The sequence below is a fragment of the Streptomyces sp. NBC_01235 genome (genome assembly GCF_035989285.1).
In the GTDB taxonomy this organism is placed as follows: Bacteria; Actinomycetota; Actinomycetes; order Streptomycetales; family Streptomycetaceae; genus Streptomyces.
This window is the reverse complement of record NZ_CP108513.1, coordinates 4,122,784-4,141,952: the sequence shown is the minus strand read 5'-3', so window position 1 is coordinate 4,141,952 and position 19,169 is coordinate 4,122,784. Positions and strand designations below refer to the sequence as shown.

Here is a 19,169-nt window from a genome sequence, read left to right as displayed (position 1 = left end):
GCCGAAGCGGGGGCCTGGGGGCGGCAGCCCCCAGTGGGGGGGCCGACGGTCACTTCACGTCCTCCGTCACCCCCAGTGCGCCGAGCAGCCGCAGGCGGTACTCGCCGAGCAGCGGGTCCCGGTACGAACGCGGGTGCGGGCGGTCGATGGCCAGGTCGAGCCCGACACGGCCCTGTTCGAGGACCAGAACCCGGTCGGCGAGCACGATCGCCTCGTCCACGTCGTGGGTGACGAGCAGCACGGAGGGCCGGTGCCGCTCCCACAGCTCGCGCAGCAGAGCGTGCATCCTGATCCGGGTGAGGGCGTCCAGCGCCCCGAACGGCTCGTCGGCGAGAAGGAGTTCGGGTTCACGGACCAGTGAGCGGGCGAGCGCGGCGCGCTGCGCCTCCCCGCCGGACAACTCGTTGGGCCAGGCCCGCTCCCGGCCCGCCAGCCCCACCTCGGCGAGGGCCTCACGCCCCTTCTGCTCGGCCTCCTTGCCGTCCAGCCCGAGCAGTACGTTGTCCAGCACCCGCCGCCAGGGCAGCAGACGGGAGTCCTGGAAGACGACCGACACCCGCTCGGGGGCGGTGAGCCGGCCGCTGCCGACGACCTCGTGATCGAGGTGGGCGACCGCCCGCAGCAGGGTGCTCTTGCCGGACCCGCTGTGCCCGAGGAGCGCCACGAACTGTCCGTCGGGGATGTCGAGGTCGATGCCGTCGAGGACCGTCCGTCCGTCGAACGACCGGGTCAGACCGCGCAGTCGGACGGCGGGGGATCGGGTCAGTTGCTCAGTGTGCGGCGCCACGACAGCACCCTCCGTTCGATGAGACGGACCGCGCTGTCGGAGATCAGGCCGAAGACGCCGTAGATGAGGAGGCCGACGAGGATGACGTCCGACTGGCCGTAGTTCTGGGCCTGGAACATCAGGTAGCCGAGTCCGCTGGTGGCGTTGATCTGCTCCAGGACCACCAGTCCCAGCCAGGAGCCGGTCACCCCGAGCCGGAGTCCCACGAAGAATCCGGGCAGGGCACCCGGGATCACGATCTGCCGGACGAACTGGACCTTCGACAGGCCCTGCACCTCGGCGAGTTCGACGAACCGGTGGTCGATGCCGGACAGCGCGGCATGCGTGTTGAGGTAGATCGGGATGTACACGACGATGGCGATGATCGCGATCTTGAAGGTCTCGCCGATACCCAGCCAGAGGATGAACAGCGGGATGAGACCGAGGGTCGGGATCGCCCGGTTGAGCTGCACGGTTCCGTCGATCAGCGCCTCCCCGGTCCGGGTCAGCCCGGACGCCAGCGCGAGCGCCACTCCGGCGATCAGACCGATCGCGAAGCCGTATCCGGCGCGCTCCAGCGAGGTGAGGACGTCGGTGGGCAGCGTCCCGTCGGTCCACAGGTGGACGCCGGTCTTCACCACCGTCCAAGGCGCGGGGACCGCCCCGGTGTCCAGCCGGCCGGCGGCCGAGGCGGCGGCCCACACGGCGACGAGGAGCAGGGGCCCGGCGAGGCGGGCGGCGGGCAGCCGTTTGCCGGGGGCCAGCCCGCGGCGACGGCGGCGAGGGACGCGGAGACCTTCGTCGGCGGTGACGACGGGGACTGCGGTCACGGTCGTGGTCATGACGGTCAACTCCTGTACTCGGCCGCCACGGACTTCGCGGCGATGCCCTCGAAGCGGTGGTCGAAGAGCGAGGAGACGTCGAACTTCTTCACGAAGCCGCCCTCCGCGAGCAGGTCCGCGGTCTCCTGCTCCCACTTGATCGCCTCGCCCCAACTCGGCGGGAAAAGCGGCTTGTTGGCGAGTGCGGTGATCGACTTGGCCTGCTCGAGGGTCAGGTTCTGGGTCTTGACGTAGAACTCCTCGTTCCAGACGTCCGGGTTCTCGTACTGCCAGACCTGGCCCTGCGCCCACCGCGGGATGTACGCGGCGACCGCCGCCGCCTTCGCCTCGTCGTTCAGCACGGACACCGGCGCCCACAGCAGGTTGAGCAGGTCGACCACGTCCGTGGCGATGGCGCGGGCGCCCTTGGACTCGTACTGCTTGAGATAGGCCGGGGCCTGCTGGTTGGCGAGCGGGGCGATGTCCACCTGGCCCGACTGCAGGGCGGTGAAGAACTGGTTGCTGGTCAGCGGGACCAGCTTCACGTCGTCGTACTTCAGGCCCGCCTTCTTCAGCGCCCGCAGCAGGACGACACCCTGCGCCTGCCCCTGCGAGAACGCCAGCTTCCTGCCCCGGAAGTCCTCGACGCTCCGGATGTCGCTGCCGGGCTTGGTGGCGAAGAGATAGTTCGGCTTGCGCGTGATGTCGATCGCGACGATCTTCGCGTCGAATCCCTGGTAATACGCCTGGATCGGTGGAATTCCCGCGTTGTTGGCGAGGTCCAGGGACTTCGAGCGGAAGGCGTTGATGACATCGGGACCCGCCCCGATGTTCACCCAACTCGACACCGTGAACGGCAGCTCGGGCAGTTTCGCCAGCTTGAACTCCAGCTGCTGGACGTTCTGGTAGGAGGCGATCTTCAGGCTGGTGCCGGCGGGCACCTTGTCGGCGAGCGACGCGGCCGAGGCGCCCTCACCGCCGGTGGCGGCACTGCTCTCGGCGCAGCCGCTGAGCCCCGCGACACCGGCGGCGGCGCCGAGCAGAGAGGCGAGGAAGAGGCGCCGGTCGACACCGGACGTACGGGAAACGGGCATGGGAGGACCCCCAAGGGAAAACGGCGGCGAAAGGCAGGCGTGAAGCCAGGCGGAAGTCAGTTGGAATTCGGGGCACGACAGGGCCCGAGGAAACGACCTCACGCGAGGAATCCACACTGGGAAAGGCGGGAGAAGGGGCGCGCTCCCGGCGCGCCGGGGCGTCAGCAACAGAAGGTGCGACAGCTCATGGGAAGAATGTTCCTGTCCACGTGCAAGGCCTGTCAATATTCGGAGTTTCTGAATTAACTCGGTTCAGGTGAGGCGCCCGGGGACGAGGCCAGCGGATCCCGGTAGAGCACGTCCAGCGCCACCGCCCCGCCCGCCACGGCGAGCACGGAGTCGGGGAAACTGCTCCGCGAGACAGCGGCGGAACGCCCCGCCCCGACCTCCTCCCGCAGCGCGGCCAGACAGTCCTCCCGGAACAGCACCCCCACCTCGGCGACGACGACCCGCTCCGGATTGAGCACGTCCAGCAGCAGCCCGGCCGCCCGCCCCACCATCCGCGCCCGCTCCCGCAACAGCCCTGCGGCGACCGGGTTCCCGGCGTCCGCCGCAGCGAGGACGTGCATCGGGTTCACCCCGTCGATCACCCCCGCCTCCCGCGCCCGCCGGCACAACGTCCGCTCGCTCAGCTCCACTTGAAGGCAGCCGACCCGCCCGCAGTCGCAGGGCTCCGTGCCGCCGGCCAACGGCAGATGCGCGATCGCGCCCGCCTGTGAACGCGGCCCGTGGTGCACCTCGTCATGGGTGGCGAACGCCGCGTCGACCATGTTCCCCACGAACAGTTGCAGCACACTGCGGCTGCCGCGCGTCCGCCCGAACAACCGCTCCGCGTTGACCAACGACCGCGCGTGCCCGTCCACATGGACCGGCAGTCCGATGCGCGCACCGACCGCCTCCCGCACCGGCACCTCCCGCCAGCCCAGCAGCGGATGCTCGACGACGGTCCCCGCATCCCGGTCCACCCAGCCGCCCACGGCGACCCCCACCCCGAGAGCCCGGCAGCCGGGAGCCTCGCCCAGCAGGGCACCGAGCCCGTCGGCGGCCCGCGCCAGCACCTCGCCCGGGTCGGCACTTCGATGCTTCAACTCCCGCCGCGCCACGACCCGTCCACGCAGATCCAGCAGCGAGACGGTCGTGTACGGCACCGCCACATGCACCCCGCCCACCAGGAACCGCGAGTCGTCCAGATCCACGGGAACGTGCGGACGGCCCACCCCGTTGCTGCGCCGGGGCGCGGCCGCCTCCCGGATCAGCCCCAGCCCGGCGAGCCGGGCGCAGTGCTCGGTGACGGAGGCAGGGGACAGCCCGGTCAGCCGGGCGATGGTGGAGCGCGCGACCGGCCCGTGCTCCAGTACGGACCGCAGGATCACACTGGCGCTGGTGCGCCGCCGGTCGCTGTCGGCGACCCGGGTGACGGGAGAGGACGTGAACGAAGGCGAAGAGGGAGAAGGGGGAGAGGAGGGAGAGGCCAGGGCGGCAGGAGCCGCGGTACGGGGCATGGGGAACTTCCTCGGAAGTCGGGAGCCGGTCCGACACTGCGCCGTCTGTGGAGCGCGGCGCGCCGGATGATCGGCTCCGCCCGCCTCACACCGGAGGGCGACAGGCGGCCGCGCCCACACGTCGCAGGTCGACATGGCGACGCGACGAGAAGTTCAGGGCCTGGGCCTGGGCAACCATGGCTCGAAGCTAGCAAAGCGGACCAGCCCTGCCCAGATGGCGACCGACGGGCGAGACGGCCGCTGTTCGATTGGTGAAACCCTACAGAGAGCGCACAGGGCGCTTTCGTATCCCGAGCCACGCCACCTCAGTGACCGGGGTCACCTCGTACCGCGTGTAACCCCCACGCTTTGTCCGGAGCCCACCAAGCGCCCGAACGCCCGTTTGTCGACTACTGACGGTGAGCGGCCGCATGCCCCTGGGATAGCGTCACCGTGTCCCGATCCACCCCGACCCGCGGAGTCCCCATGAGCAGCACCGCAGCCGCCACCCCCGCTCTCCCCGGACAGGTCCTCGCCGACCTGCTCCCCGCCTCCCGTGTCCGGGACATCGCACTCGTCCTCGGAGGCGCCGCGCTCACCGGCCTCGCCGCCCAGATCGCGGTCCCGGTCCCCGGCACCCCGGTCCCGGTCACGGGCCAGACCTTCGCCGCGCTGCTCGTCGGCACGTCCCTCGGCGCCCGCCGCGGAGTCTCCGCGCTCGCCGTCTACGCACTGGCCGGTCTCGCCGGCGTGCCGTGGTTCGCCGGAGGTGCCTCCGGCCTCTCCGTCTCCTTCGGCTACATCCTCGGCATGATCCTCGCGTCCGCCGCCGTCGGCACCCTGGCCCGCCGAGGCGCCGACCGCTCCATGCTGCGCACGGCGGGCGCGATGCTGCTGGGCGAGGCCATCATCTACGCCGTCGGCGTTCCGTACCTGGCCTACGCCGCCGGCATCTCCGCCTCCGCCGCGATCGCGGCAGGCCTCACCCCGTTCCTGATCGGCGACGCGATCAAGGCGATCCTGGCGATGGGGTTGCTGCCGACGGCCTGGAAGCTCGTCAAGCGGTAACGGACTCCAGCGGTTCCCGAAGATGATGGCCGGTCGGCCTGACAACTCGTCAGGCCGACCGGCCATCATCTCTCGTCCTTCGCGCCAGGTCAGCTCTCCCGACGTCGCCGGGACCACCACAGGCCCGCCGTACCCGCCGCGAGCAGCGTCGCTCCGGCCGCGCCGAGCGGCAGCAGATCCCGTCCGACGCCGGTCTTCGGCAGCTCGTCGCCGCCGGGGGCCACGGGTGTGTTGTCGGTGCCGAGGAGCAGCGGGGTGGCGGGCGCGTTCGGCGACGGGTTCGTCGTACCGAACGGCACCGGGCCCTGCTGCCAGAACGTCTTCTTCCCGTCGCTGCTCTGGACGGGCAGACAGATCTTCCCGGTCTTGCTCAGATCGAAGGTCGCGTCGACGGCGTACGACTTCGACGCCCCGGCCGCGAGATTGTCGATGGGGCAGGAGAAACCGCTGTTGGATCCTTCCGGAAGATCTTTCTCCGCAATGGCGGAACATCCCTGAACGCTTTTGACCGTGAGCCCGTCGAACCCGACGACCAAAAGCCTTGTCTGTCCGCTGTCCTTGGTCCCCTCGTTCTTCACCGTGGCGGTGATCGCCGTTTTACCGGAACTGTTGTCGACGGAGATCCGCTCCGGCAGCAGGGTCGTCGTCCTCACACCCGCAGGTGCCTCGTCGACGGGCTTTCCCCCCTTGCTGCTGCCAGGGCCCTGGTCGTCCGCCCCGGCAGGGAAGGAAAGGATCAACACTGCCGAGAAAGATGCCGTGACCAGCGATCCGGCGATGGTCGTCGCACGACGAGAACTCATGTTCGTCCCCCTTGGCTGCGCCTGAATTCACAGTACTTGAAGAGGTACCACAAGATTTCTCCGCACTATGCTGGTACGCCACTAAGTGTGACTATTGTGTTTCAGGGGCCGGGCAGTGGAGAGCAGTCGAGGGGGTGCAGCGGATTGCCGGGAAATTCGGGAAACGCGGGGAATCCGGAGAACTCGGGGAATGCGGGGGGAGCGGGGAATCCAGGGAGTGGCGGTTTTCCAGGGTTACTGGTGACGGGGCGCTATCGGCTGGTCGAGAGTATCGGCCAGGGGGGAATGGGGCGGGTGTGGCGAGCCACCGACGAGGTGCTCGACCGGCAGGTCGCGGTGAAGGAAATACGCATCGACGGCCTCGACTCCGAGGACACCCGCACCCGCCGCGAACGCACCCTGCGCGAGGCCAGGGCCACCGCCCGCATCGACCATCCCAACGTGGTGCGCGTCTACGACGTCGTGGACGAGGGCGAACGCCTCTGGATCGTCATGGAGTTGGTCGCCGGCCGCTCCCTCGAGCGGATCATGGCCGAGGAAGGGCCACTGGGGCCGCACGAGACCGCCCGCATCGGCCTCGGCCTGGTCACGGCACTGCGCCAGGTCCATGCGAGGGGCGTCCTGCACCGCGACATCAAACCGGGCAACGTGCTGGTGGAGGACACGGGGAGCAGGGACAGGGGCGGCGGACGGCGCGTCGTCCTCACCGACTTCGGCATCGCCGCGATCCAGGACGCGAAGGCGTTGACCATGGTCGGCATGCTCGTCGGTTCCCCCGACTACATGGCCCCCGAGCGCATCTCCGGCCGCCCGCAGGGCCCGCCTTCCGACGTGTGGTCCCTGGGTGCCACGCTCTGCGCCGCCCTGGCCGGCCACTCCCCCTTCTCCCGTGACACCACGCTGGCGACCCTGCACGCCGTCCTCTACGAGGAACCCGAACTCGCCGCCAACGCGGGCCCGTTGCGTGACATCCTCGCCTCCCTCCTGGAAAAGGAACCCACGGTCCGCGCAGCCCTCACCGATCTGGAATCGGCCCTCGACCCCATAGCCCACCCACCCCCGACCCCGACACTGACGGTGGACGGGGGAGGCGTGGCAGGGGGCGGGATGACCGGGGGGCCGAGCGGGGCGGCAGCGGTGACGGGGGAGGACTCCGAGGAGGAGGGGGCGCAGGAATCCGAGAGCCCGGTGAGCGCGGTGAGCCCGGATGAGGTGACCGCACGCCCCCGGTCGGGCGTCTCCCTCGTCCGAGCCCGGGCGTTGACCGAACGCGGGCCGGCTCCGGACGGAAGCCATACCCGCCAGGCCGATCCCGCCCCGCACACGTACACACACACGTACCCGCACGCGTACAGCCGCCCGGACGCGGAGACCCGGCGGGGGGAGACACCGTCGGGCGGCGAACTGCCAGGCCCGGCCGTCCCGTCCACTGCCGGGCGGCGCAGGGGCACCCGCCGCCGGGGTCGCCACGGGCTGCTCACCAGTCGCCGTACCGGTGTGATGGCCGCCATCGGTGTCGTCGCCGTCGGCACGGTCGTCGCGATCGCGCTGGCGGCGGCCCCCGGTTCGCACGACGGCGGCGACCAGGCAGGCGGCTCCTCGCCCAAGCCGTCCCCCGCCACGCTCACAGCCACAGCCACTGCGTCCGCCACCAGCTCAGGCGTCGGCGCCGGCCCCACCCCCTCGACGTCGCCCACGGTCGAGGGGACCTTCAGGCCGCCGAGCCTGCCCGCGGGCGCGCACAGGGAGGCCGGTGGGTTCGCGTGGGCGACGCCCAAGGACTGGCGACGGGACGTGAAGACGGGCGCGGAGGTGCACTACACGTCCCCCGACGGCACCCAGGAACTCGTCGCCAAGTCCTCCCTGGCCCGCGGTGACCTCATGGACGCCTGGCAGACCTCCGAACACAACGCCCACCAGGGCCAGGACTACCGCAAGATCCGCCTGGAGGAGACGACGTTCCGAGGTCTGCCGGCGGTCGTCTGGGAGTACACCTTCACCCTCCAGGGCACCCCGTGGCACGCCCGGCTCCTCGGCTTCAACGACAGCGGGAAGTCGTACCAGATCAACACCTGGTACCAGCCCGAGACCGAGACGACGGCCCTGAAGACCTACGAGAGGGTCAAGGACAGTTTCACGGTGATGTGAATGCTCCCCCTCGTGAACGAGGGGGATTCCTGGCTCAGGCAGCCTCCCGGACCGGCGGTCCGGGAGGTCTTACGCCCTCGACACCAGCCGGGTCCGGCCCTGCCGGGACGAGCATCACGCGGGCGGAGTCCTGTCCCCGGCAGAGACGATTCCGCCCCGTCGGCTGCAAGTGCCCGTCATTCAGGCGGAACCGCGCCGCGTGCAGTTCGGTGTCAGGCCTGCTTCGCGCGTCTTCTTCCGCTTGGACATCCCGACCCGCCGGCGCGGCTCGACGTCTTTCGCGGACTCCCGAGAGCTACTTCATCTCGGCCTCGTCCTTGACGCCGGCCTTGATCCTGGCTTCCTTCACGAAGGCGATGAGGACCACGACCGCCGCGACGAGCAACGACAGCAGCACGGTCGTCCGCCCGCTGCTCTCCCCCTCGGTGTCGGTCAGCATGTAACCGAGGACGAAGACGATCAGCGCGGCCGTCGCCCAGGTCAGGTACGGGTACAGCCACATCCGCACGACCAGCTTCTCCGGGGCCTCGGCCTGGATGATCTTCCGCATCCGCAGCTGCGAGAAGCAGATCACGAGCCAGACGAACAGGGCCACGGCGCCACTGGAGTTCACGAGGAAGAGGAAGACGGAGTCCGGGAACCTGTAGTTGAAGAAGACGGCGACGAACCCGAACACCACGGAGGCGACGATCGCCGCGAGGGGAACACCACGGCTCGTCGTCCGGGCGAAGACCTTCGGCGCGTCGCCCCGCTCACCGAGCGAGAAGGCCATGCGGGAGGCCGTGTAGAGCCCGGAGTTGAGACAGGACAGCACAGACGTCAGCACGATGAAGTTCATGATCTGACCGGCGTGCGCGATGCCGAGGGAGTCGAGGGCGGCGACATAGGAACCCTGCTCCTTGATGGACGGGTCGTCCCAGGGCAGCAGCGTGACGACGACGAAGATCGACCCGAGGTAGAAGACGCCGATCCGCCAGATGATGCTGTTCGTGGACTTGGTCACGGCCCGCTGCGGGTTCTCGGACTCGCCGGCCGCGAGGGTCGCGATCTCGCTGCCCATGAAGGAGAAGACGACGAGCAGCACACCGGTGAGGATCGCGCCGGGCCCGTTGGGCAGGAAGCCGCCGTGGTCCGTGAGGTTGCCGAGCCCGGCCTTGTCGCTGTCGACACCGGGCAGCACGCCGAACACCGCGAGCCCGCCCACCACGATGAACGCGCCGATCGCGACGACCTTGATCCCGGCGAACCAGAACTCGAACTCGCCGTAGGACCCGACGGAGACGAGGTTGGTGGCGGTCAGCACCACCATCACGATGAGCGCCCACCCCCACTGCGGAACGGCGGGAATCCACCCTTCGAGGATCTTGGCGCCGGCCGTGGCCTCCACGGCGAGCACGACGACCCAGAAGAACCAGTACAGCCAGCCGATGGAGAACCCGGCCCAGCGTCCGAGCGCCCGGTCCGCGTGCGCGGAGAACGAACCGGAGGTCGGATTGGCCGCGGACATCTCTCCGAGCATCCGCATCACCAGCACCACGAGCGTGCCGACGAGGGCGTAGGAGAGAAGGATGCCGGGTCCGGCGGTGGCGATTCCGGAGCTGGAACCGACGAACAGTCCGGCACCGATGACACCGCCGATGGCGATCATCGACAGATGCCGGTTCTTGAGACCTGCCTGAAGCCCGGAACCGGGTTCTCCGGGGCCTCCGGGGCCGGAGTCGGCCTTGGTGAGGGTCGGCTGCGAAGTCATGGGGACGGTCTTCCTTTGCGCCGCGTGAGGGGAATCAGGGGAATCAGCTGAATCGTGCGTGTGGGTGGCGTACGAGCCGGTCCAGTGAATCCGAGGTGAATGAATTCAGGAACCTTTGATTCCAGATCGTTACTTGAGGTTTTCCTGAGCTTCTGTGGGAACGCTCACGGTTTTTGGACGCGGCACCCGGCGCTGCTACCCCGCAACACCCGTGTCACACTCATCCCATGCGCGTGTATCTCGGCTCGGACCATGCCGGCTTCGAACTCAAGAACCACCTCGTCGAATGGCTGAAGGCGGCGGGTCACGACCCGGTCGACTGCGGCCCCCACATCTACGACGCCCAGGACGACTACCCGCCCTTCTGCCTCCGCGCCGCGGAGAAGACGGCCGCGGACCCCGACTCCCTCGGCATCGTGATCGGCGGCTCCGGCAACGGTGAGCAGATCGCGGCCAACAAGGTGAAGGGCGTCCGTGCCGCCCTCGCCTGGAGCGAGGAGACCGCGTCCCTCGGCCGCCAGCACAACAACGCCAACGTCGTCGCGGTCGGCGCCCGCATGCACACCCAGGACGAGGCGACGAAGTTCGTCGAGACCTTCCTGGCCACCCCGTTCTCCCAGGACGAGCGCCACATCCGCCGCATCGACATGCTGGCGTCCTACGAGACCACGGGCGACCTCCCGCCCATCCCGCCCCACCACCCCCAGCCCTGACCCACACGTGCCGACGGCGTCGCCGAGGCACGGCGGGACATGGCAGGACATGGCGAGGACGCCCGTCAGGGGCGCAGGGGCGAAGCCCCGCCGGGGGTACAGCGGGCGGCGGAGCCCCGCTGGGTCCGGGACGGAGCCCCGGACCCGGTTCACTCCTGCCCGAGCGAGTCGGGCGGGCAGGCGGACCGGGGCCGGGGTGGAGCCCCGGGTGAGGGCGACCTCTCAGCCGAGCGAGCCGGGTGGGTGGGAAAGGAAAGGGCAGGGAGGCACCGGTGCCGGAAGGCCACACGATTCACCGACTGGCGCAGGACTACGCCCGCTTCACCGGGCGGCCGACACAGGTGACCAGCCCCCAGGGCAAGTTCACGGACGCCGCCGCCCTGCTCGAAGACGCCGCCCTCACCCACACCGAGGCCCACGGCAAACACCTCTTCCTCGGCTTCACCGGCGACGTGTGGATCCACATCCACCTCGGCCTCTTCGGCAAGGTCACGTTCGGCCCGGCCCCGGCCCCGCCGCCCACGGACACCGTCCGGCTACGCCTCGCCGCCGGCACGTCGTACGTGGATCTCCGGGGCCCCACGACCTGCGCCCTGATCACGGACGCCGAGAAGCAGGCCGTACACGCCCGCCTCGGCCCCGACCCCCTCCGCGCCGACGCCGACCCCGACGCCGCGTACGCCCGCATATCCCGCAGCCGTACGACGATCGCCGCCCTCCTCATGGACCAGAAGGTCATCGCCGGCGTCGGCAACGTCTACCGCGCCGAAGTCCTCTTCCGGCACCGCATCGACCCGTACCGCACGGGCAGGACCATCACCCCCGCCGAGTGGGACGCGATCTGGACCGACCTCGTCGCCCTCATGCGCGAGGGCGTCCGCAACAACCGCATCGACACGGTCCGCCCGGAGCACACCCCGGAGGCGATGGGCCGCCCGCCCCGCGTCGACGACCACGGCGGCGAGGTGTACGTCTACCGACGCACCCACCAGCCCTGCCACCTCTGCGGCGACACCGTCCGCACCGCCGACCTGGCCGCCCGCAACCTCTTCTGGTGCCCGAGCTGCCAGCAGAACTGACGCTCGTCAACCCTCGGCGTCAACCCGCTGGTGCCGTGGCAGGCGACGTTCGTCCCGCCGCGACGCCCGGCACGCCCCCCACTGCCTCAAGGTGTGGGAGGTGCCCCCGCTCGCCGCACCGGCCGAAGACCCAAGTGCGTCCAGTACGAGGGCCTTCGGCCGACACTCCCCCAGCCTTCGGCCGGGGGGACCCCCACAGCACGCACCGGACGCCGCTCCTTCACGGGCAAACGCTGCCTGTCACGGCGCTAGAACCCGTGCGGCAGCCAGGGCGCCGCCCCCGCACCGAACCCCACCGCAGCCTCGGCCAGCGCCCCGCGCCTGAGCTCCCGCACCCGCCCGGCCGCACCGAGCGCCCCCAGACTCACCCCGCCGAGATACGCCGCCCCCAACTCCCGTACCGACAGGGCGAGATCGGCGGCGTCGGACGTACGCCCGCACACCGCCCCCTTGGCGTCCCCCGACAGCCGCCAACGCCCCGTGTTCCAGGGGCAGAAGACGTCCTCGACCTCCAACACCACATCGACCGGCGCCTGGTACGTCCGAGCCTCCAGCGCCGCGCCCACCTCCACCAGCCGCACGTACAACGAGTCCCGCACCCGCAACTCGCACCGCCGGATGTCGGAGACGAGATGCTGCCACGCCTCGTCCACCGGCCGCCCCCGCACCTTCAGCGAGGTCGTGAGGTCGATCCCGAACAGGAACCGCCACAGCGCCGCCTCCGACACGGGATCGAGCCCCGCCAGGTCCTCGAGCAGCACCCGCCCGTTGTGCCCGCTGTCCGTCCACTCGGGCCGCACCCGGAATCGGGCGTAGCCGGTGACCTCGCCGTCCCGCCCGGCGAGCACGCACTGCAACGGCGACGCCCCGCCGCGCCCCCTCTCGGGGTCGAGCAGCCCCAGCCGCTCCCAGCCGGGCCGCCGCGCGAGCATCCCGGGCCGCCGCGGCACGGTCCGCGCGTACACCGCCTCGCACGCGTCGAGCTCCGCGCCCGGGTCGACGTACCGCAGCCGTACGTCGTCCGTACCGTCCGGCACGGACAGCCGTACCCGACTGGTGTCGATCTCGGCGTGCAGCCCGAAACTCGCCGCCGCATACCCGAACCGCCCGTAGATCGCGGGCTCCGAGGCCGTGAGGACCGCCACCGCCTCGCCCCACGCCCGCACGTCGTCCAACTGCCGTCGCATCATCGACGTCAGCACCCCGCGCCGCCGGTGCGTCGCGCTCACGCCGACCATCGTCACGCCCGCCGCCGGCACCGAGGCCCCGCCCGGAACGGTCAGCCGGAAATCGTGGGCGCCCGCCGTCGCCACGCACGCGGAGCCCTCCCACACACCGAGGGAGCGCTCGTACGGGGTGAGCGCCCTGAACAGCTCCCGCTCCTCGGCCGACTCCCCGACCCCGCCGAAGGCGCGCAGCAGGGTGTCGTACCACTGGTCCCATTCGTCCCGCCGCAGCACCCGCGGGCCGTCTGCCGCCCGGGTCTCGCCGCCCCTCGCCTCAGTCGTCATGGGCCCATGCCTAGCAGTCCGATGTGGGACGAGCCAGGGAATTTCTCCCTCCTTGCGGCGCGAGCGCTTTCCGTGAAGTTCACTGTGAAGTTGAGCCTCGGAGGGGGGGACAAGTGGGACCTCCCGTGCCAAGCGGCGGGTTGGATGGATAGGGTCCCGAACTAATGGCAGCAGGACGACAGCGGCGCGCGGAAGCCGAGACGTTGGCAGCCCGGTTGAAGCACTGGATGCACCGGGTGCGCACCGGCGTGCGCAGAAGCGCCGTGGACTACTTCCGCGGCGACGGCTCCGACTGGATCGCGCTGGCCTTCCTGCTGCTCACCGTCCCGCTCATCGCCGTCACCACGCTCGCAAACTCGGTGTGGTGCTCACCGGCCGCCCTGGTGCTGCCGATCGTCGCCGGCGGCCTGTTGCTGCGCCCGTCGAGCCTGCTCGGCCTGTACGCGGCGGCCGCCACGGCCCTCATCGTGGAGTCCGTGCAGCTCGGCCCGTACACCGAGGGTCCCTCACGCGTGACCCCGGGCGTGGTGCTGGTCGTCGCAGCATGCGGTTTCTTCGGCCTGCTCATCGCCCAGTTCCGCAGCCGGGTCGGCGTGCCCTGGCGGCGCGGCGGCACCATGCTCTTCGACCTGCGCGAACGCATCCGCGTGCAGAGCAAGCTGCCGAACCTGCCGCACGGCTGGCACCGCGAGATGGCGCTCCGGCCGGCGGGGGGCCAGTCGTTCTCCGGCGACTTCGTCGTCGCGGCCCGCACGAACGGCGGCCGCACCATGGAGGTCGTCCTCACGGACGTCTCCGGCAAGGGCATGGACGCCGGTTCCCGCGCGCTCCTGCTGTCCGGCGCCTTCGGCGGCCTGCTGGGCTCCCTGCCCCCGCACGCGTTCCTCCCGGCCGCCAACGGCTATCTGCTCCGCCAGGACTGGGACGAGGGTTTCGCGACCTCCATCCACCTGGTCCTCGACCTCGACTCCGGTGACTACGAGCTCTACTCCGCCGGTCACCCGCCGGGCCTCCAGCTCAGCGCGGGCAGCGGCCGCTGGGAGGAGAAGGCCGCCGAGGGCCCCCTCCTCGGGGTGTACGACGGCGCGCAGTTCGACCCGGTGAAGGGCTCGCTGCGCCCGGGCGACGTGCTGATGCTCTTCACCGACGGCCTGGTGGAGACCTCCGACCGGGACATCGTCGAGGGCATCGACCGCCTCACCGGCGAGGCCGACCGCTATGTGGCCGGCGGCTTCCAGGGCGCCGCCTGGCACCTGATCGAGGCGGTGGCGAAGGACGTCAACGACGACCGCGCCCTGCTGCTGGTCTGCCGCGAGGGCCCGACGTCCCAGATGACCCCGCTGTCCTGAGACTCAACTCTCCTGAGACGCAACTCTCCTGAGACGTAAGGGGACGCCCATGCTCACCCTGCCCGAGGTCGAGGCCCTTGCCCGCGCCGCCCACGAGGGACAGACCGACAAGGCCGGCCGGCCCTACGCCGAGCACCTTCAGGCGGTCGCGGAGGGCGTACGCGCGCGGGGCGGCGACGCCGACCAGATCGCGGCCGCCTGGCTGCACGACGCCGTCGAGGACGACGCCCTGTCCGAGGCCTGGCTGGACGGCGCAGCGCTGAGCGACCGCACCAAGGCCGTCGTCCTGGCCGTCACCAAGCGGGCCGGGGAGCCGCCGGAGGCGTACGCAGGGCGCATCCTGGCCACGCCGGGCGCGCTGCTGGTGAAGGAGGCGGACCTGGCGCACAACGCGGACCCGGCACGGCTCGCGGCCCTGGACGCGCCGACCCGGACCCGACTCACCGAGAAGTACGCCCGCATGCGCGCACTCCTCGGCCTCACCGCCGATCGGGACGAGAGCGCCTAGCCCGCGACGTCCGCCGGCTGCCCCTGCTGTCCCCGCTGGTCCCGCATGTCGGGCTGCTGCCGCTGCTCGCCCTTCTCGCCCTTCTCACGCTCTCGGGCGAGTTCGGCGGCGTCCCGCTTGAAGGCCCACTCCATCTTCGGTTCCACCACGAACCGCAGCACCTGCCGAACGGGCCTGGTGCACAACAGAGTGACGGTGACGGCCACGACGACCGTGATGGCGATCTCCCCGAGCGGGCGGTGCAGGCCGGGGTGATCGAACCAGTCGCGGTAGTCGGCGGTCTTGAGCAGCAGACCGTGCACCAGATAGCCGTAGAGCGTGCCCGCGCCGAGCGCCGTGAACCACATCGTGCGACCCGGCACCCAGGAGAGGAAGCAGGCGGTCAGCAGCAGGGAGCAGCCGAACAGGGCGAGCTGCATGACGGGACCGACCCACCACGGCACGCCCAACTCCTGTGCGGAGTTGCGGTGGTAGAGCCATCCGCTGTTCATGCGAGGCACCGCCCACCAGGAGAAGGCCAGCGCGAAGGCGAACACCGGCACCGCTGCGATCCGGACCGAGCGCCGGCGCACCAGCCGGAAGTGCTCCGGCTTCAGGTTCAGCCCCAGCACGAAGAACGGCAGGAACTGAAGGACACGCTGGAGGTCCAGGTCGTCACCGATGTTCGGGGTGGCGGACGCCAGCATGGCGATGCCCAGCGCGAGCGGCAGCGGATGCCGGACCAGCTTCCAGAGGGGCGTGGTCAGCCGCCAGATGAACAGCGCGCACAGGAACCAGGTCAGGTAGTAGGGGTCGAGCAGGCTGATGTCCTGGGGGGAGCCGTCGACGTACGTCTTCAGCAGCGGGTAAGCGGTCTCGAAGACGATGTACGGCACGACGATGCCCGTGACCAGCCGCTTCAGCTTTCCGGGGCTCCCGTCGAAACTGCGGGAGAAGAAGCCGGAGATGAGGATGAAGGCCGGCATGTGGAACGTGTACACCAGCACGTACGCCGCCGTGAGCACCCGGCTGTCGCCCTTGAGCTGCTCCCAGGCGTGGCCCACCGCCACCAGCACGATCGCCAGGTACTTGGCGTTGTCGAAGAACGCGTCACGCTGAGCGACGGGCCGCGCGGACGGCCGCTCGGCGGATCTTTCCGTGGACAGGTTGTGTTGATCGTGTCGGTCGTGCTCGTTGTGCTGATCGTTCTGGCTCGGAACGAGAGACGGGGCGGCGGGGAACATTCGAGGCACCCTAGCGTCGCGTGTGCGTATTCGTAAAACACCCCAGGTCATTCCTCGTTATTGCCCTTCGAACACCTCGCAACTGCCCTTGATGTCACGATTCATCCCGACTAAAAGGTGCATAACGCCGGTTGTGCGCCTGTAGTTGACGTGCCGTGGATCATCATTCGAATTACCTGCGCACGCGTTGTGTGGACATGGAAACCAACTGCCCCAATTCCCGGTGCGGTTACGCGCTCGAATTGCCGTACGGTGCGTCCGGGTCCGGAAGCTCCGCGCGATGATGCGTCACGGGCCGCATAGGGAGGCCGGGTTGGTGGCACGATGGTCTCGGGAGTGCGGACCGACCGAGGGTGTGTGATCAGTTGTGGCCATTTCACTGTCAGTGGTGCTGCTGTTGGCGATCATCCTGGTGGTACTGATCCGGGGAGGGTCGATCAAGGCGGGTCCGGCGATAGTCGCGATCCTGTTCGGCTTCTTCCTCGCCTCGACCGGCATGGCCCCGTCGATCAACCGCTTCCTCGACTCCCTCGCGGACACGATCAACTCGATCAGCTTCTGAGGCCGGCCCTCGTCGCGCCCGGCCGTGCGCCCGAACACGACGAGGGCCGGGTCGGAGAAGTACATCTCCGACCCGGCCCGGGCCGTACAGAGCGGGCGACGGGAATCGAACCCGCGTAGCTAGTTTGGAAGACTAGGGCTCTACCATTGAGCTACGCCCGCACAGGACGCGCCGCAGGTCAGCCGACCGCGGCACTGTAGGCATCGTAGCGGGTCGGCAGGCTGTGTCGCACACCCCGTTTCCCGGCCCCGCCGCGGCCCGCCCGGGCGCTCGGCAAAAGCGGCGGTCAGACGGCCTGCGGCCATGTACCCTACGTGTCGCACCAGACGGGGTGTGGCGCAGCTTGGTAGCGCGTCCGCTTTGGGAGCGGAAGGCCGTGGGTTCAAATCCCGCCACCCCGACCACTGACCGACACCATCAGCCACCGAACGACCCTCACCGGCCACTGAAGGGGCACGGGAGGGACACGCAGGGGCCACCGAACGGCCATCACCAGCCGTGACCGGCCACCTGTGCGGTCGCCTCGCTTGATCGCCTTTGGGGCGCGTCCTCGCTGCCGTTACTATGCAAGCTGCACGCCCGTATGTCCTCATCCACTGAAGTCCTCCGGGCGGCGAAATCCGCCGGGCCAGTCTGGCTCCGGCAGAAACCAAGAAGTCAGCCCCCAAGGAGACCCAACCGTGAAGAGCGCCGTGGAGACCCTGAACCCGACTCGGGTTCGGCTCAGCATCGAGGTGCCCTTCGAGGAGCTCAAGGACAGCCTCGACGCGGCGTACAAGAAGATCAACCAGCAGGTCACGGTGAAGGGCTTCCGGAAGGGCAAGATCCCGGCGCGCGTCATCGACCAGCGGTTCGGCCGCGGTGCGGTTCTGGAGGAGGCGGTCAACGACGCGCTTCCGAAGTTCTACACCGAGGCGGTCAACGAGGCCGAGATCGACGTCCTCGGCCAGCCCGAGGTCGACATCACGGAGCTGAAGGACGGCGAGACGCTGAACTTCACCGCCGAGGTCGACGTCCGCCCCGCCCTCGAGCTCCCCGAGGACTTCTCCTCCATCGAGGTCGAGGTCGACGCCGTAGAGGTGTCGGACGAGGACATCGACAAGTCCGTCGAGCAGCTCCGCGAGCGCTTCGCCTCGACCTCCCCGGTCGAGCGCGCCGCCGAGGACGGCGACGTGGTGACCGTCGACCTGGAGGCCAAGGTCGACGGCGAGATCCTCGAGGACGGCGTCGCCAGCGGCGTCTCCTACACCATCGGCTCCGGCGAGCTGCTGGAAGGCATCGACGACGCCGTGAAGGGCCTGGAGGCCGGTGGCGAGGCCACCTTCACCTCCGAGCTCAAGGGCGGCTCGGCGGCCGGCAAGGAGGCCGAGGTCACCGTCAAGGTCACCCAGGTCGCCGCCCGTGAGCTCCCCGAGCTGGACGACGAGTTCGCGCAGCTCGCCTCCGAGTTCGACACCCTCGACGAGCTCAAGGCCGACAGCCGCAAGCGCCTCGAGAACATGAAGCAGTACGACCAGGCCACGCAGGCCCAGGAGCGCGTCCTGGAGAAGCTGCTGGAGCTCGTCGAGGTGCCCGTCCCCGAGAAGCTGCTCGAGGACGAGATCAACACCCGCAAGCACAACCTGGAGCACCACCAGCTCGGCCAGATGGGCCTCGACCTCGACAAGTACCTGGAGATCCAGGGCAAGACCGCCGAGGAGTTCGAGACCGAGACCCGTGAGGCCGCGGTCAAGGGCATCAAGACCCAGTTCGTGCTCGACGAGCTCGTCAAGCGCGAGAAGCTCAACGTCAACCAGGAGGAGCTCACCGAGCACCTCATGCGCCGTGCCGCCTCCTCCGGCATGTCGCCCGACCAGTTCGCCCAGGCGGTCGTCGAGGGCGGCCAGGTTCCGCTCCTGGTCGGCGAGGTCGCCCGCGGCAAGGCTCTGGCCACGGTCGTCGAGTCCGCCACGGTGAAGGACACCAACGGCGAGGTCATCGACCTGGACGACGAGGAAGAGGCTGAGGCCGCCACGGAGACGGTCGAGGCCGTCGAGGGCGCCGGCGAGCCCGAGGAGAAGCCCGAGGCCTGAGTGGCCTCGCGTCACTTCTGACGACACGAGGGGCCCTGGGGCGGGATTCGCTCCGGGGCCCTTCTGTCGTACGGCGGGACAGCGCGCCCGGGGGGCACGGCGAACACGCTGCGTCCCCGGCGACTACGCCCCCGGCGAACACTCCACTCTCCGGGATTCCCCGAAGGGACCCGCGCGTTAGGGTCCATGAGTACGAGGGCAGGGGAGTCCCCGTTGCCCCC

General features: G+C 69.9%; 16 protein-coding genes and 2 tRNA genes. 9 read left to right on the top strand and 9 right to left on the bottom strand.

Features of this window, described 5'->3' with window-relative positions; translation table 11 throughout:
• Positions 1 to 49: 49 nt before the first annotated feature.
• From OG289_RS18200 to OG289_RS18185, 4 genes are all read right to left on the bottom strand, one after another.
• Positions 50 to 787: an ABC transporter ATP-binding protein gene (locus OG289_RS18200; protein ID WP_327315074.1), complete on the bottom strand. Its 738-nt coding sequence runs from the start codon at positions 785 to 787 to the stop codon at positions 50 to 52.
• The gene (locus tag OG289_RS18195) at positions 763 to 1,608 is read right to left on the bottom strand and encodes an ABC transporter permease (RefSeq protein ID WP_327315073.1); all 846 of its coding nucleotides are present in this window, start codon (positions 1,606 to 1,608) and stop codon (positions 763 to 765) included. Before OG289_RS18195 ends, OG289_RS18200 begins: the two co-directional genes overlap by 25 nt.
• Positions 1,609 to 1,613: 5 nt before the next feature.
• Positions 1,614 to 2,681: an ABC transporter substrate-binding protein gene (locus tag OG289_RS18190; RefSeq protein WP_327315072.1), complete on the bottom strand. Its 1,068-nt coding sequence runs from the start codon at positions 2,679 to 2,681 to the stop codon at positions 1,614 to 1,616.
• A gap of 242 nt (positions 2,682 to 2,923) precedes the next feature.
• Positions 2,924 to 4,183, bottom strand: a complete 1,260-nt coding sequence (locus OG289_RS18185) for an ROK family transcriptional regulator (RefSeq protein WP_327315071.1) — start codon at positions 4,181 to 4,183, stop codon at positions 2,924 to 2,926.
• Positions 4,184 to 4,648: 465 nt separating this feature from the next.
• Between OG289_RS18185 and OG289_RS18180 the strand changes: the two genes are divergently transcribed.
• Positions 4,649 to 5,230: a biotin transporter BioY gene (locus OG289_RS18180; protein ID WP_327315070.1), complete on the top strand. Its 582-nt coding sequence runs from the start codon at positions 4,649 to 4,651 to the stop codon at positions 5,228 to 5,230.
• An 89-nt stretch (positions 5,231 to 5,319) separates the two neighbouring features.
• Here the strand turns inward: OG289_RS18180 and OG289_RS18175 are convergent, their stop codons facing one another.
• Positions 5,320 to 6,033 (bottom strand): LPXTG cell wall anchor domain-containing protein, encoded by a 714-nt coding sequence (locus OG289_RS18175; RefSeq protein WP_327315069.1) that lies wholly within the window; start codon positions 6,031 to 6,033, stop codon positions 5,320 to 5,322.
• A 240-nt stretch (positions 6,034 to 6,273) separates the two neighbouring features.
• On the opposite strand from OG289_RS18175, the gene OG289_RS18170 reads away from it, so the two are divergent.
• The gene (locus OG289_RS18170) at positions 6,274 to 8,181 is read left to right on the top strand and encodes a serine/threonine-protein kinase (protein ID WP_327315068.1); all 1,908 of its coding nucleotides are present in this window, start codon (positions 6,274 to 6,276) and stop codon (positions 8,179 to 8,181) included.
• A gap of 295 nt (positions 8,182 to 8,476) precedes the next feature.
• On the opposite strand, the gene OG289_RS18160 is transcribed toward OG289_RS18170, so the two are convergent.
• Positions 8,477 to 9,931: an amino acid permease gene (locus OG289_RS18160; protein ID WP_327315067.1), complete on the bottom strand. Its 1,455-nt coding sequence runs from the start codon at positions 9,929 to 9,931 to the stop codon at positions 8,477 to 8,479.
• A 227-nt stretch (positions 9,932 to 10,158) separates the two neighbouring features.
• Between OG289_RS18160 and OG289_RS18155 the strand changes: the two genes are divergently transcribed.
• Both OG289_RS18155 and OG289_RS18150 read left to right on the top strand, forming a co-directional pair.
• Positions 10,159 to 10,644 carry a ribose-5-phosphate isomerase gene (locus OG289_RS18155; protein ID WP_327315065.1) on the top strand — a complete coding sequence of 162 codons (486 nt, stop codon included), beginning with the start codon at positions 10,159 to 10,161 and terminating at the stop codon, positions 10,642 to 10,644.
• Between the two features lie 272 nt (positions 10,645 to 10,916).
• Positions 10,917 to 11,723: an Fpg/Nei family DNA glycosylase gene (locus tag OG289_RS18150; protein WP_327315063.1), complete on the top strand. Its 807-nt coding sequence runs from the start codon at positions 10,917 to 10,919 to the stop codon at positions 11,721 to 11,723.
• 248 nt (positions 11,724 to 11,971) lie between these two features.
• Here the strand turns inward: OG289_RS18150 and OG289_RS18145 are convergent, their stop codons facing one another.
• Entirely contained in the window at positions 11,972 to 13,234 is a 1,263-nt protein-coding gene (locus OG289_RS18145; RefSeq protein WP_327315062.1) for a GNAT family N-acetyltransferase, read from the bottom strand.
• Between the two features lie 164 nt (positions 13,235 to 13,398).
• On the opposite strand from OG289_RS18145, the gene OG289_RS18140 reads away from it, so the two are divergent.
• Together OG289_RS18140 and OG289_RS18135 are read left to right on the top strand one after the other, a co-directional pair.
• On the top strand, positions 13,399 to 14,583 hold the full coding sequence (locus OG289_RS18140) for a PP2C family protein-serine/threonine phosphatase (protein ID WP_327315061.1): 1,185 nt from the start codon (positions 13,399 to 13,401) through the stop codon (positions 14,581 to 14,583).
• 49 nt (positions 14,584 to 14,632) lie between these two features.
• On the top strand, positions 14,633 to 15,091 hold the full coding sequence (locus OG289_RS18135) for an HD domain-containing protein (protein ID WP_327315060.1): 459 nt from the start codon (positions 14,633 to 14,635) through the stop codon (positions 15,089 to 15,091).
• Here OG289_RS18135 and OG289_RS18130 read toward each other — a convergent pair.
• On the bottom strand, positions 15,088 to 16,314 hold the full coding sequence (locus tag OG289_RS18130; RefSeq protein WP_327315059.1) for an acyltransferase family protein: 1,227 nt from the start codon (positions 16,312 to 16,314) through the stop codon (positions 15,088 to 15,090). The genes OG289_RS18135 and OG289_RS18130 overlap by 4 nt on opposite strands.
• Positions 16,315 to 16,681: 367 nt before the next feature.
• Here OG289_RS18130 and OG289_RS18125 point away from each other — a divergent pair, with 367 nt between their 5' ends.
• Entirely contained in the window at positions 16,682 to 16,876 is a 195-nt protein-coding gene (locus tag OG289_RS18125; RefSeq protein ID WP_030779494.1) for a hypothetical protein, read from the top strand.
• A gap of 90 nt (positions 16,877 to 16,966) precedes the next feature.
• On the opposite strand, the gene OG289_RS18120 is transcribed toward OG289_RS18125, so the two are convergent.
• A tRNA-Gly gene (locus tag OG289_RS18120) sits at positions 16,967 to 17,037 on the bottom strand.
• A 166-nt stretch (positions 17,038 to 17,203) separates the two neighbouring features.
• On the opposite strand from OG289_RS18120, the gene OG289_RS18115 reads away from it, so the two are divergent.
• Both OG289_RS18115 and tig read left to right on the top strand, forming a co-directional pair.
• Positions 17,204 to 17,280, top strand: a tRNA-Pro gene (locus tag OG289_RS18115).
• A gap of 276 nt (positions 17,281 to 17,556) precedes the next feature.
• Positions 17,557 to 18,948: a trigger factor gene (tig, locus tag OG289_RS18110; protein WP_327315058.1), complete on the top strand. Its 1,392-nt coding sequence runs from the start codon at positions 17,557 to 17,559 to the stop codon at positions 18,946 to 18,948.
• Positions 18,949 to 19,169 lie beyond the last annotated feature (221 nt).

Bases quoted from the DNA above. Each gene is read 5' to 3' on its own strand.
- OG289_RS18195 (WP_327315073.1), bottom strand. From the start codon at position 1,608: ATGACCACGACCGTGACCGCAGTCCCCGTCGTCACCGCCGACGAAGGT.
- OG289_RS18190 (WP_327315072.1), bottom strand. From the start codon at position 2,681: ATGCCCGTTTCCCGTACGTCCGGTGTCGACCGGCGCCTCTTCCTCGCC.
- OG289_RS18185 (WP_327315071.1), bottom strand. From the start codon at position 4,183: ATGCCCCGTACCGCGGCTCCTGCCGCCCTGGCCTCTCCCTCCTCTCCC.
- OG289_RS18180 (WP_327315070.1), top strand. From the start codon at position 4,649: ATGAGCAGCACCGCAGCCGCCACCCCCGCTCTCCCCGGACAGGTCCTC.
- OG289_RS18175 (WP_327315069.1), bottom strand. From the start codon at position 6,033: ATGAGTTCTCGTCGTGCGACGACCATCGCCGGATCGCTGGTCACGGCA.
- OG289_RS18160 (WP_327315067.1), bottom strand. From the start codon at position 9,931: ATGACTTCGCAGCCGACCCTCACCAAGGCCGACTCCGGCCCCGGAGGC.
- OG289_RS18155 (WP_327315065.1), top strand. From the start codon at position 10,159: ATGCGCGTGTATCTCGGCTCGGACCATGCCGGCTTCGAACTCAAGAAC.
- OG289_RS18145 (WP_327315062.1), bottom strand. From the start codon at position 13,234: ATGACGACTGAGGCGAGGGGCGGCGAGACCCGGGCGGCAGACGGCCCG.
- OG289_RS18140 (WP_327315061.1), top strand. From the start codon at position 13,399: ATGGCAGCAGGACGACAGCGGCGCGCGGAAGCCGAGACGTTGGCAGCC.
- OG289_RS18135 (WP_327315060.1), top strand. From the start codon at position 14,633: ATGCTCACCCTGCCCGAGGTCGAGGCCCTTGCCCGCGCCGCCCACGAG.
- OG289_RS18130 (WP_327315059.1), bottom strand. From the start codon at position 16,314: ATGTTCCCCGCCGCCCCGTCTCTCGTTCCGAGCCAGAACGATCAGCAC.